Genomic DNA, 12266 nt, shown 5'->3' with positions numbered 1-12266 from the left:
TGTTGTATGCTGCAGTGCATCAAAATCGGCACAGATCGATTCGACTCACCGCGGGCGGGCTGCCGTCTCTCGGGGAAAGAAAGGATATCCATGCTGGCTCCGCGGTTCGCCGTCGCAGCCAAGGGGACAACTGCCATGCTGTTTACTGGCATCATCGCGGCCTTGATTGCCCGCATCATCGACAATCCGGCCCGGCGCACGCCGCCGCCCTCCACCGACGCGCCACGCGATCGGGATGAGGAGAAGCCGACAACCGACGGTATCGATCCGCACACGCGCCGGTGTTGAGCCGATCCACATCCGCGATTGCGAAACGGGTTTCGCGGTCTTTCCAGTTGCACTACCCTTCCGTTGGGCGTGCCTTTGCGGCACGATCCGGCATCGCTGCCGCGTGGCACCACCGGTAGGGTGTCAATGATAGGGAGGGCAGCGAGCACACTGCCCCGCTTCTGGAACGGGACATGGCCATGGCTGAGGACGAGACGCGCGACTTTACCGATTTTTCCGCGCGCCTCGCCGATCGCATCGATCAATTGCCCAAACGCCTGCGGCAAGTGGCTCATTTCGCCAACGACCATCCCGATGAGGTCGCCCTCGGCACCGCCGCCTCGGTGGCAGAGAATGCCGGCGTGCAGGCCTCGACCCTGGTGCGCTTCGCCAAGACGCTCGGCTATTCCGGCTTTTCCGATCTGCAGCAGGTCTTCCTCGCCCGGCTGAAACAGCGCTTTCCCGATTATCGCCAGCGCGTGGCGCTGCTGCGGACCGAAGCGAATGAGGGCTCCCTGTCGGCGCCGCTGCTCAACGGCTTTGCCGACGCAGCCACGCTGTCGATCGAGCGGTTGCGGGCGTCGGCCGATCCCGAAATGATCGATGCGGCGATCGAATTGCTTGCCGGTGCCGACATCATCCATCTGGTCGCAGCCCGCCGGCTTTTCCCGGTGGCGGCCTATCTCGCCTATGCCTTCGGCAATCTGGGCCAGCGCTGCGCGCTGGTCGACCATGTCGGACAGCTCGGCAAGGAGCAGATTTCGCTGGCGGGGCCCAGGGACGTGGTGCTGGCGATTTCCTACAACCCCTACTCGCCCGACACCGTCGAACTGGCTGGGATCGCGCATCAGCGCGGCAATGCCATCCTGGCCATTACCGACAGCCCGGCAAGCCCCCTGGCCCGCCTCGCCCGCATTCGCCTGGATGTGGAAGAAGCCGATCATGGTGCCTTCCGTTCGCTGGCGGCGACCTTCGCTTTGGCCATGACGCTGGCCGTGGGCACGGCCGAACATAAGGGGCGCGACTGACAAGGGGTGTCCCCTGGGAGCGCGGAGGTCCTCGTCCGCGCTTGCCAACGCTCGGCTTGCCATGAAAGGCGGGTCGTCCGGCACTTCTTGAGTGCCCAGGGACGTCCGCGCTCCAAGGCAAATCCAACCGGCCTATATTTTCACCGTCATCCCCGTCTGGGCCGCCTGCGTGGCGGCATCAGCCAGAATCTGGGCCTTCAGACCGTCCTCGCCCGAGGGATTGGGCGACTTGCCCGCCAGGATGGCGTCAAGAAAGGCCGTCATCTCGAGACGATAGGCCTCGGCATAACGTTGCAGGAAGAAATCCTGCACGGGATCGGCCAGGAAACCGGAGCCGGTCGCCACCTCGACAGTGGTCTTCGGCACGTTGTGGGCGCGGATCAGGCCCTTGGAGCCATGCACCTCGATGCGCTGGTCATAGCCGTAGGTGGCGCGGCGCGAATTGGAGATCTGCGCGATCTTGCCCGACGCCGTCTTCAGGAGCACGGCGGCCGTATCGACGTCGCCAGCCTTGCCGATGGCTGGATCGACCAGGGCCGAAGCGACCGCGTGCACCTCCACCGGCTCCTCGGCCAGCAGGAAACGGGCAAGGTCGAGATCGTGAATCATCATGTCGCGGAAGAGCCCGCCGGAGCCTTCGATATAGGAGACCGGCGGCGGCGACGGGTCACGCGAGATGATGGTGACCAGTTCCACCTCCCCGATCGCGTCCTCGGCGATTCGGTGCTTGAGGGTGGCGAAATTGGGATCGAAGCGGCGATTGAAGCCGATCATCAGGGGCTTGCCGGCCTTGGTGACCTCGGCGAGGCAGTGGCGGATCCGGTCGGACGACAGATCGACCGGCTTCTCGCAGAACACGGCCTTGCCGGCCTGCACGGCCCGTTCGATCAGATCGGCATGGGTGTTGGTCGGCGTGCAGATGAGCACGGCGTCGACGTCGGCGGCGGCGATGGCCTCGTCGATCGTGCTGACGCGGGCGCCCGTCTCGGCCGCCAGGGCCTCGGCGGAGGGCCCGTGCGGATCGGAAACCGAAATCAGTCTGGCCTGCGGATGCAGTGCCGCATTGCGACCATGGATCTTGCCGATGCGGCCAGCGCCGAGAACTGCGAGACGAACCATTTCTCTCCCCAATCGTTTGATTTGACCCGAGGACCGGGCCTGTTTGCTGTAGGATAATCGTCAACCATCGCGCCATGCCACCGAATCGCGGCCATGCACGCAAAAGCGGGCGGCGGCACAGGCTTCACGTCAAAATATGGCATTTTTATTCTATATTGACAACATAATAGAATATATGTTTCATTTTTGAAGCGCCGATCGAAGGGATGAAGCAACCGCCGCAAGGCCCGCCGACGCGCGAGACAACAACAAGGCGACAGGCCGGCACGCAGTCGCCAAGAGGAAACGTTTAGAGCCGGCCGTTTCCGCCCGTTGCGGTTGCCTTGTGCATCCGCTGTTCCATGGCGGGCCGGTCCGTCTGTCTGGAGGTCAAGCATGAGCACGCCCGCACTCGATGTCATCACGATCGGCCGCGCTTCGGTGGATCTTTACGGCCAGCAGGTCGGCGGCAGGCTGGAGGACATGTCCTCCTTCACCAAGGCCGTGGGCGGCTGCCCCGCCAACATCGCCATCGGCACGGCGCGCCTCGGCCTGAAATCGGCCCTGATCACCCGGGTCGGCGACGAGGCGATGGGACGCTTCATCCGCGAGCAGATGCAGCGCGAGGGCGTGGCGACCGAAGGCATCCACACCGATCCCGCTCGCCTTACCGCGCTGGTCATCCTCGGCGTGCGCGACGAAAAGCAATTCCCTCTCATCTTCTACCGCGACAATTGCGCCGACATGGCGCTCGACGAAAGCGACGTCGACGAGGCCCTGATCGCCTCTGCCGCCGCCATCGTGGTCACCGGCACGCATTTTTCCCAGCCCAACACCGATGCGGCCCAGCGCAAGGCCATCCGCCTTGCCAAGAAGCACGGCCGCAAGGTGGTGTTCGACGTCGACTACCGGCCCAACCTCTGGGGCCTCGCCGGACATGGGGCGGGCGAGGAGCGCTATATCAAGGCCGATCACGTCACCCAGCATCTGCAGACTATACTGCCCGATTGCGACCTGATCGTCGGCACGGAAGAAGAACTCGCCATTGCCGGCGGTTCGGAGGACACGCTCGAGACGCTGCGGCGCATCCGTTCCATCTCCGACGGCACCATCGTCTGCAAGCGCGGCCCGATGGGCTGCGTCGTCTTTCCCGGTGCCATCCCGGCCAGCCTGGATGACGGCATTCGCGGGCCGGGATTTCCGGTTGAGGTCTACAACGTCCTTGGTGCTGGCGACGCCTTCCTGTCGGGCTTCCTGCGCGGGTGGCTGCGCGGCGAGCCGCTCGAAACCGCCTGCGCCTATGCCAATGCCAGCGGTGCCTTCGCGGTCTCCCGCCTGCTCTGCTCGCCCGAGATCCCGACCTTCACCGAACTCAGCTATTTCCTCGAACATGGCAGCAAGGAACGGGCCTTGCGCAAGGATGCTGCCATCAACCATATCCATTGGGCCACCACCCGCCGCCCGGCCGCTGAGGGGCTGATGGCGCTCGCCGTCGACCACCGCGCTCAGATGGAAGCGATGGCGGACGAAATCGGCGTATCTCGAGAGCGTATCTCCGCCTTCAAGGCCCTGGCGGTCAAAGCTGCCGCCAGGATCGCAGGTGGGCGGCCCGGCTTCGGCATGCTGATCGACGGCATCTATGGCCGCGAAGCCTTGTTCCGCGCGGCCGATCACCCCTTCTGGATCGGCAGGCCGGTCGAGCTTCCCGGCTCCCGCCCCCTGGAATTCGAGGGTGGCCCCGATGTCGGTACCAGCCTGATCGAATGGCCGGTCGGACACACGATCAAGTGCCTCTGCTTCTATCATCCCAGCGACCCCCCTGCTCTCAAGGAGCAGCAGGAGCGCCAATTGCTGCGTCTTCACGCGGCTGCACGCACGGTGGGCCGCGAATTGCTGATCGAGATCATCGCGGGCAAGCATGGTCCACTCGAAGACGACACGGTATCGAGCGTGGTGCAGCGCCTCTACGACCTCGGCATCAAACCCGACTGGTGGAAACTGGAGCCACTGAAGACCGCCGCGGCCTGGCGCGCCGTCGCCGCGGTGATCGAGCGTAACGATCCGCTCTGCCGTGGCATCGTACTGCTTGGCCTGGAAGCACCGGAGGAGGACCTCGAGGCTGCCTTCGCCGTGGCTGCGAGTGAACCGATGGTGAAGGGCTTCGCCGTCGGACGCACCATCTTCAATGAACCGGCCCGTGCCTGGCTGCGCGGGGCTCTCAGCGACGATGATGCGGTCGACGCGATGGCAACGCGTTTCGCCAGGCTGGTTCAGGCCTGGGAGAGTGCCTCGGGACAGGCTGCGGCGGCCCAATAGCACTCGCGAAGCAGCTTCGCGCTGGCTATGGTCCGGCATTCCAAGCGAGGTCCGCAAGGGGCCTCCACTTCTCGACAAAGACATTTGGAGCAGGCCACTCAACCATATTGACAGTTGAGTCCAATATGCTCAGGGAGAGATTTCGTGGCAACCATCCGTCTCACAATGGCCCAGGCCCTGGTCCGCTTCCTCACCGCTCAGAAGACAGTCGTCGACGGGCAGACGGTGCCGATTTTCGCTGGTGTCTTCGCCATTTTCGGCCATGGCAACGTCGCCGGTATCGGCGAGGCCCTCTACCAGGCGCGCGAGACCCTGCCGACCTATCGTGCCCACAACGAGCAGTCGATGGCCCATGCCGCCACCGCCTATGCCAAGGCGATGCGACGGCGCCGCATGATGGCCTGCACCACCTCGATCGGGCCGGGCGCCACCAATCTGGTCACGGCCGCGGCGGTTGCCCATGTCAACCGCCTGCCCCTCCTCCTGCTGCCCGGCGACGTCTTCGCCAATCGCCGGCCGGATCCAGTGCTGCAGCAGTTGGAGGATTTCGGCGACGGCACCGTCACCCCGAACGATGCCTTCCGGCCCGTCTCGCGCTATTTCGACCGCATCACCCGCCCCGAGCAGATCATTCCGGCCCTGGCACGGGCGATGACGGTGCTCACCGATCCGGCCGATTGCGGGCCGGTGACCCTCGCGCTATGCCAGGACGTGCAGGCCGAGGCCTATGACTATCCCGCTTCCTTCTTCGAAGAACGAGTCTGGACGAGCCGGCGTACCCGCCCCGACGAAGACGAGTTGGCCGCCGCGGTCACCGCCCTGAAGGCCGCCCGCAAGCCTGTGATCGTCACCGGCGGTGGCACGCTCTATTCGCAGGCTGAAGGCACTCTCGCCACCTTTGCCGCCAAACATGGTATTCCGATCGGTGAAACCCAGGCCGGCAAGAGCGCCATCGCGCTGGACGACCCGCTCGGCATGGGCGCCATCGGCGTCACCGGCACCGGTGCTGCCAATGTGGTGGCCGAGGAAGCCGACCTGGTGCTGGCCGTGGGGACCCGCTTGCAGGATTTCACCACCGGCTCCTGGGCTCTGTTCAAGGCCGACACGCATCGCATCGTCGGCCTCAACACCCAGCCTTTCGATGCGAGCAAGCACCGCGCCTTGCCGTTGGTCTGCGATGCCAAGGTCGGGCTGGAACTGCTCTCGCATGCCCTCGGCGACTGGAAAGCGCCGACGTCATGGACGGACAAGGCGATCGCAGGCCGCGAAGCATGGCTGAAGACGGCCAGCCGCTACACCGACGCCAGCAATGCCGAACTGCCCTCAGACGCCCAGGTCATCGGTGCCGTGCAGCGGGTCGGCAAGCCCACCGACATCGTGGTCTGCGCCGCCGGCGGCCTGCCCGGTGAGCTCCACAAGCTCTGGCAGGCAGGCGCGCCCGGCGGCTATCATATGGAATATGGCTATTCCTGCATGGGCTACGAGATTGCCGGGGGGCTCGGCGTGAAGATGGCCGAGCCTGACCGCGAGGTCATCGTCATGGTCGGTGACGGCTCCTATCTGATGGCCAATTCCGAAATCGCCACCTCGATCATGGCCGGCGCCAAGCTGACCATCGTGGTGCTCGACAACCGGGGCTATGGCTGCATCAACCGCCTGCAGCGCGCAACGGGCGGCGAGAGCTTCAATAACCTGCTGCGCGACACCCGCCACGACGTGCTGCCGGACATCGACTTCACCGCCCACGCCGCCAGCCTCGGCGCGCACGCCGTCAAGGTGAAGAGCCTGGCCGAGCTGGAGGCTGCCGTCACTGCCGCGCGCGGGCACAGCCGCACGTCTGTGGTGGTGATCGATACCGATCCCTTGGAATCAACCGATGCGGGCGGGGCCTGGTGGGACGTTGCCGTCCCCGAGGTTTCCCAGCGCCGCGAGGTCGAGGCGGCCCATGCGGCCTATGTCCAGAAAAAAGCCCTACAGCGCGTGGGCGACTGAGCATCACCGGGGGGCAGGTCTTCAGACCCGCCTTCTCCCCGACTCCCACCCATAAGAATGCCGGGTCTGAAGACCCGCCCCCGAACCCAATATTCCTGGAGCCTATCCATGCCTATCCGTATTGGCGCCAACCCCATCGGCTGGTCGAACGACGACATGCCCGAAATCGGCGGCGACACCCCGCTTGAAACCTGCCTGGCCGAGGCCAGGGAAGTCGGCTTCGAGGGCATGGAGCTCGGCAACAAGTTTCCGCGCGAGGCGAACGCGCTCAAGGCAGCCCTTGCCCCCTTCGGCCTCGCCTGTGTCGGCGGCTGGCACTCGATCGAATTGCTGACCCGGGACGAGCACGCCGAGTTCGCGGCAACGCGTGCCCATATCGACCTGCTCAAGGCGATGGGCACCAGCGTCTTCATCGTGGCCGAGACCTCCAACGCCATCCACGGCGACAAGGCCAAACCGCTGTCGCAACGCCCTGTCATGGCGTCCGCGGACTGGGCCGAATACGGCCGCCGCATCACCGCCTATGCCGAGCTGCTGAAGGCCGAGGGGTTGCAGCTCGACTATCACCATCACATGGGCACGATCGTGCAGTCGCAGGCCGACATCGATGCCTTCATGGCGGCGACCGGCCCCGCCGTGCACCTCCTGCTCGACACCGGCCATGCCACCTGGGGCGGCTCGGATCCTGCCGATCTCGCCCGCCGCTATCGCAGCCGCATCAGCCATGTCCACACCAAGGATGTGCGAGCCGAGGTCAGGGCGCGTTCGGATACGCAGGATTGGAGTTTCCTCGATAGTGTGCTCGCCGGTGTCTATACGGTTCCCGGCGACGGCATGATCGACTTTGCCAGCGTATTCCGCGAACTCCAGGGCTATTCCGGCTGGGTCATCGTCGAGGCCGAACAGGATCCCAAGAAGGCCAATCCGCTGACCTATGCCAAGGCCGGCTATGCGCATCTGCGAAAGGTGCTCGGCGAGACGGGATTGAAGGCAGCCTGACGAGAGCGCGCGTTTTGGCAAAAGACGCGCTTTTATTCCAACCCTGTGGTTCGATGCGTTCTTCCGATCGAAAAGTCGATCGGCTTTTCAGGAAAACGCCCCGGCAGCAATGAGCCCGAGGAGGCCATCATGTCGAAACTTCTCCTCAAGCCTGGCAAGTCCGGCTCGCGTATCCACCAGGTCACGCCGCAATCGGCCGGCTGGACCTATGTCGGTTTCGAAGTCCACGAGCTTGCGGCCGGCGAAAGCCTGAGCGCCGAGACGGGCGCTACCGAGATCTGCCTGGTATTGGTGGCCGGCAAGGCCTCGATCAAGGCCGGCAGCCAGGATTTCGGCGTGCTGGGCGAGCGCAGCAATCCCTTCGAAGGAGCGCCCTGGTCGGTCTACATTCCCGCCGGCTCGAACTATGAGGTCAGGGCTGAAACCCCCGTCGAACTGGCCGTCTGCGCGGCACCGGGCACCGGTGCGCTGCCGGCTCGCGTGATCGGTCCCGACCAGGTCGGGCAGGAAACCCGCGGCAAGGGCTCGAACACGCGCCATGTCCGCAACATCCTGCCCGAATGGGAACCGGCCGAGAGCCTGCTTGTGGTGGAGGTGATCACCCCCTCCGGCAATTGGTCGAGCTATCCGCCCCATAAGCACGATCAGGACAATCTGCCCGCAGAGAGCCAGCTGGAAGAAACCTATTATCACCGCTTCAACCCGGCGCAGGGCTATGGTGTCCAGCGCGTCTATACGGACGACCGCTCGCTGGACGAAGTGATCGCTTTTTCAGATCGTGACGTCGTGCTCGTGCCGAAGGGTTATCACCCCGTCGGTGCCGCTCACGGCTATGACCTTTATTATCTCAATGTCATGGCTGGTCCCAAGCGCATCTGGAAATTCCACAACGATCCGGACCACGCCTGGCTCGTCCAGGCCTGAGGTTCACTCGACCGATACTTCCCAGCCGACGATCCATTCTTCCCAGGCCCGCCAGCTCCAAGCTCGCGGGCCTTTTGCTATTTCACGATGACGGTAGGTTCGAATACTCACCGACAAAAAGATACTGACATAATACCTTCGAGGTAGAGCCTCTGTCCGCTTGGGCTCAAAACCCCTCCCCCATCGATAGCAAGGTCTACGTCTCCATAAGTCGTTTGGAACCAATTGAAGGTTAATATTTCTAAATAATGAGCTTTATTTCACCTAAAGCTAGGACATACTCCCCGAATTTTCAATTGCAAGCATCGTAGAATGGCAATTATATACCGCCATCTCCACGGCATCTATAAAAATGAACCCAGTGTGGCTTTCTTGTTACAGACTCAACGTCCGAGAAACGTCACTATTCGGAAAATGTTGTTAGGACATGTAGCCATGAAAATTTCTGCCGCAGCTCTGGCAATCCTGCTTTCCTCAACGGCTGCCTACGCCGCTGATCTCGCTCCGCAGCCCGTCGAACCGATCGCGCCAGTGGCAGCCCCCTATTCCTGGACCGGCTTCTACGGCGGCGTTCAGGCCGGCTATAATTGGGGCAAGTCCGACTATTCCAACTACCGCATTTCAGATGGTTTGTGGGATTACAAGGGTAAGATCGACGCCAAGGGCTTCACCGCCGGCGTCTATGCCGGCTACAATTATCAGTTCGAGAACAATCTGGTTGTCGGCCTCGAAGGCGACATCAACTATGATTCCGCAAAGGGCAAAGCACACGCCAGGGGAAATCTGAACTTTGACGAACCCGGCGTCGTACCCATCACTGCCACAACGCAGGAAGCAAAGTTGAAATGGGATGGCTCGGCCCGTCTGCGGGTTGGCTACGCCATCGACCGTTTCCTGCCCTACATCACCGGCGGTGTTGCCTTCGGGAAGTACGACTATAATCCCACGTGGAGAGTCGACAGCTCACTGCGTTATTCAAGCACCCATATTGGCTGGACTATCGGCGCCGGTCTCGAATATGCCGTCACCGACAATCTGATCGCGCGTGTCGAGTATCGTTACACCGACTATGGCAAAAAGGATTATCTGGACTACGCCGCCTCCGCGGAGGGTAGGTTCAACGACCGGATCAATCTGAAGACCCACACGATCCGCGTGGGCCTCGCCTACAAGTTCTGATCGGCCCTGCCCTCCTCGCTATCCATTGATAGCGAAAGCCAGGAGGAATTGATGCGCGCCGACGACGTCGGCGCGTTTCTTTTTGCGCGTTGGTAATTGGGGTAGGCTCCAATCCATTGCCCCTATCGGCTTTCACACTATTCAAGCCGACATGATGATCGACGACGATCCACTTTCATTGCACGCAATTAATCTTCATGCTCCGATCGAGATGAAGCAAATCGGGCCCGACTACAGTATGAAGGCATGGCTTCGTCCGTGGTGACGTCGAAACTCGACACCCGGGATCGCCAGCATGATACCCCTACCGCCAGGACTTCCATGAAACAGCTCTTCAAGGCCCTCATGATGCACAGCGCCATTGGCGCCTGGCTGGGGAAACTGCCCTTCCTGAAGGGACTCTACCTCCGGCATGTCTGGGCCGGCCGGATGGATCTTTTCTACGGGCTCTTCGGCAGCTACGCCGAAGCCGAGCGCTTTTCTGCCAATATCGGCAAGGTCGGCTGGCATGACGACACACTCGCCGAACTGCTGGTCCGCGATGCGGAAGTCGAAGCCCCAACCCTGTTCCAGACCTCGCAATTCGCCGTCATGCTGTGGCTGTCGAAGCTCCTCCAGCCGGGCAGCACGGTGGTCGACTTCGGTGGCGCCGGCGGCATCTTCTATGAATTATGCGAGCGTTATGGCCTCCTGAAGCCGCCCCTGAGCTGGCATGTGGTCGACATGCCCGACATGGTCGAGCGCGGGCGGCAGCGCCATGCGAGGCTCGGCTCCACCATGATCAGCTTCGGGTCGGAACTGGCAGAGGCGCCAGCCCCCGACATCATGCTCATGCTGGGCATGATCCAATATCTGCCGGATCCCTTCGGCGAGCAGGGGCCCGGCATTCTGGACACGGTGCCGGCCTTGCCCGAACATATTCTGATCAACAAGATTCCGATCTCAGACGCCCCCGATGCCTGGACGGCCCAGAACCACGTATCCTCCGTCATCCCGTGCCGGCTGTTCAATCGCGCGAAGTTCCTGGCCTATTTCGAGGCGCGTGGCTATCGCCTGCAGGATCGCTGGCTGGTGCCTGAGCTCCAGGCCGAAATCCCCTTCCATCCCGAGCGCACACTGACCTATTTCGAGGGGTTTTATTTGCGCCGGCAGGCCTGAGCAGCGTTCGAGCCCCGCCTGTTCCTCCTGATCGGTGCCGTGGCTCGACCGGAAGGAACAGGCTTGGCCAAACTGCAAAATCGTCCCCTTCGCGGAATGGCAGCCCCCTCGTGCCTGCGGCGGCGAAGCTCCGCCTTTGTGAGGCGATTCCCGCCTCCAATCGCCAAAAGAAGTAGACGGCGCCCCATCGCAGGGGTCTTGCAACCGACCAAATAAGGGCTGTCTTACGTTCGGATAACCCCCTCCGTACAATTCGGAGTACCCTCAGTATATCCAAACCTATCCACTAAGACCGCTACACTTCACATTTTTCCCAGCTTGTAACCGTCGATCGCAATAAGCAAGATACTTTCAAAATTAGTGCATGTCTTCTTTTCACGAATGGTCCCGGCCATGAGCCTTTCCGCCGACGAACTCATCACCCTCGATGCCGATGGTTATCGCGCCGCCTACGATCGCGTACCCCTTGCCTTCGAGCACGGCCTTCATCGCCTGCCGATGTTCCAGCCCGACGCGCTGGCGGCTCTGGCCGAGCGTTATGCCGACAGCCCGCAGGATTATTTCATCGCGGGATCGGCGCCGACACCGGGCACGAAGTTCTATGACGTCGAGCAGAACCGGGCCAGGCCGCACGAGGTCCTGGCGCAGTTGGGCAATGCACCCGCCCGCGTCCTGCTGAAACGCCTGGAGAACCACGATTCCGGTTTTCGCGACCTGCTGGACACGCTCTTCCGCAAGGTCACCGCACTCCGCGGCGGCCTGGGCGACGAGAGGATCGCACGGCTCGAATCCGCCCTCTTCATTTCCTCGGCCGCATCCACCACACCCTTCCATTTCGATCCGGAAATCACGCATTTCTTCCAGATCGAGGGGCCGAAGCATTATCACGTCTTCCCGCCCAACGTGGTGGAGGAGAGCGATCTCGAACGCTTCTATGTCAGGGGCACGGTGAATATCGGCCAGCTCGATCTCGAAGGCTGCGACCCCCAGCAGGAGCATGTCTTCGACCTCGAGCCGGGCCGCGGCTTCCATCAGCCGCAGGATGCCCCCCATTGGGTGCGGACCGGCGGCGTGCGCAGCATCTCCTACGCCTTCTCCTTCGAGACCAATGCCAGCCGTGGGCGCGGGCGCGTCCGCGCTGCCAATCGCTATCTGCGCGCCATCGGCATGCATCCGCAGCGCCCGGGTCCCAGCCCGAGCGCCGATCGGGCCAAGGCCGCCGTCATGCAGGTTGTCACGCCGACATTGCGAAGCGTACGCAAGGTCGTCAGGCAGGTGTCGGGACGCTGAGGCGGATCAGCGCAG

10 protein-coding genes are annotated in these 12266 nt (G+C 62.9%); 9 read left to right on the top strand and 1 reads right to left on the bottom strand.

Going from position 1 to position 12266, the window contains the following annotated elements:
* The first annotated feature begins 90 nt into the window (after nucleotides 1–90).
* Entirely contained in the window at nucleotides 91–288 is a 198-nt protein-coding gene (locus QM672_RS07320; RefSeq protein WP_311935511.1) for a hypothetical protein, read from the top strand.
* 173 nt (nucleotides 289–461) lie between these two features.
* A complete protein-coding gene (locus tag QM672_RS07315; RefSeq protein WP_311935512.1) occupies nucleotides 462–1295 on the top strand; it encodes a MurR/RpiR family transcriptional regulator in 834 nt (277 codons plus the stop codon).
* Nucleotides 1296–1427: 132 nt separating this feature from the next.
* Here QM672_RS07315 and iolG read toward each other — a convergent pair whose 3' ends face one another.
* Nucleotides 1428–2414, bottom strand: a complete 987-nt coding sequence (iolG, locus tag QM672_RS07310) for an inositol 2-dehydrogenase (protein ID WP_415081589.1) — start codon at nucleotides 2412–2414, stop codon at nucleotides 1428–1430.
* Nucleotides 2415–2789: 375 nt separating this feature from the next.
* On the opposite strand from iolG, the gene QM672_RS07305 reads away from it, so the two are divergent.
* The 7 genes from QM672_RS07305 (at nucleotide 2790) to QM672_RS07275 (ending at nucleotide 12251) form a co-directional block, all read left to right on the top strand.
* On the top strand, nucleotides 2790–4709 hold the full coding sequence (locus QM672_RS07305; RefSeq protein ID WP_311935516.1) for a bifunctional 5-dehydro-2-deoxygluconokinase/5-dehydro-2-deoxyphosphogluconate aldolase: 1920 nt from the start codon (nucleotides 2790–2792) through the stop codon (nucleotides 4707–4709).
* Between the two features lie 165 nt (nucleotides 4710–4874).
* Nucleotides 4875–6701 carry a 3D-(3,5/4)-trihydroxycyclohexane-1,2-dione acylhydrolase (decyclizing) gene (iolD, locus tag QM672_RS07300; RefSeq protein WP_415081781.1) on the top strand — a complete coding sequence of 609 codons (1827 nt, stop codon included), beginning with the start codon at nucleotides 4875–4877 and terminating at the stop codon, nucleotides 6699–6701.
* Between the two features lie 108 nt (nucleotides 6702–6809).
* Nucleotides 6810–7700 carry a myo-inosose-2 dehydratase gene (gene iolE / locus QM672_RS07295; RefSeq protein ID WP_415081587.1) on the top strand — a complete coding sequence of 297 codons (891 nt, stop codon included), beginning with the start codon at nucleotides 6810–6812 and terminating at the stop codon, nucleotides 7698–7700.
* 129 nt (nucleotides 7701–7829) lie between these two features.
* Nucleotides 7830–8624, top strand: a complete 795-nt coding sequence (gene iolB, locus QM672_RS07290) for a 5-deoxy-glucuronate isomerase (protein WP_311945137.1) — start codon at nucleotides 7830–7832, stop codon at nucleotides 8622–8624.
* Nucleotides 8625–9059: 435 nt separating this feature from the next.
* Nucleotides 9060–9803 carry an outer membrane protein gene (locus QM672_RS07285; RefSeq protein WP_415081584.1) on the top strand — a complete coding sequence of 248 codons (744 nt, stop codon included), beginning with the start codon at nucleotides 9060–9062 and terminating at the stop codon, nucleotides 9801–9803.
* Nucleotides 9804–10049: 246 nt separating this feature from the next.
* Nucleotides 10050–10961 carry a methyltransferase, TIGR04325 family gene (locus tag QM672_RS07280; RefSeq protein WP_415081582.1) on the top strand — a complete coding sequence of 304 codons (912 nt, stop codon included), beginning with the start codon at nucleotides 10050–10052 and terminating at the stop codon, nucleotides 10959–10961.
* 393 nt (nucleotides 10962–11354) lie between these two features.
* Complete coding sequence (locus QM672_RS07275) at nucleotides 11355–12251, top strand: hypothetical protein (RefSeq protein WP_415081580.1); 897 nt, start codon at nucleotides 11355–11357, stop codon at nucleotides 12249–12251.
* Nucleotides 12252–12266: the final 15 nt, after the last annotated feature.

Source organism: Labrys sp. (in: a-proteobacteria) (genome assembly GCF_047605565.1).
Lineage (GTDB): Bacteria > Pseudomonadota > Alphaproteobacteria > Rhizobiales > Labraceae > Labrys > Labrys neptuniae.
This window is presented reverse-complemented; position numbering and strand designations above follow the sequence as displayed.